Annotated in this window: 1 pseudogene; it reads left to right on the top strand. The window is 68.4% G+C overall.

Annotated elements, in window-relative coordinates:
- A pseudogene (locus I6F36_RS38945) lies at window positions 1-430 on the top strand (hypothetical protein); the annotation flags it as partial.

Here is a 430-nt window from a genome sequence, read left to right as displayed (position 1 = left end):
GGCGAAGACCGCGCCGCCGCACCTGGCGCGCGACTCGGCTTCCACCGCCCGCGCGCGGTTGGCGCCGAGCACGACCAGAGCCCCGGCGCCACCGACAGCGAACTTTGGCGTGCCTATTCAGATGCCGGGTTGCCCGATGCCTTTGTGCGCCGCGTCCAGGACACACCGTTCGACCAGATGTGGTTTCCCACCGCGCAGGAACTGCTGGCCGACCATGTCGTCACGCGCGCGTCGCCCGGTGGCGAATACGCAACCATGGCCACGCAGTTGAATACCCGCGAAGCGCTGGCCGCAGAGCTGCGCAGCGCGCCGCTGTACGCAGCGTTGGAGCGTAAATACCCGGCGCACTTCAGCCGGTTGATCGACACGCTGTGGCCAGAGCTGCAGCGCAACGTGACCGATGCGCAGGCCTTGACGCTGCTACGCGAGC

It is taken from the genome of Bradyrhizobium sp. BRP19 (assembly GCF_020194195.1).
In the GTDB taxonomy this organism is placed as follows: Bacteria; Pseudomonadota; Alphaproteobacteria; order Rhizobiales; family Xanthobacteraceae; genus Bradyrhizobium; species Bradyrhizobium yuanmingense.
This window is presented reverse-complemented; position numbering and strand designations above follow the sequence as displayed.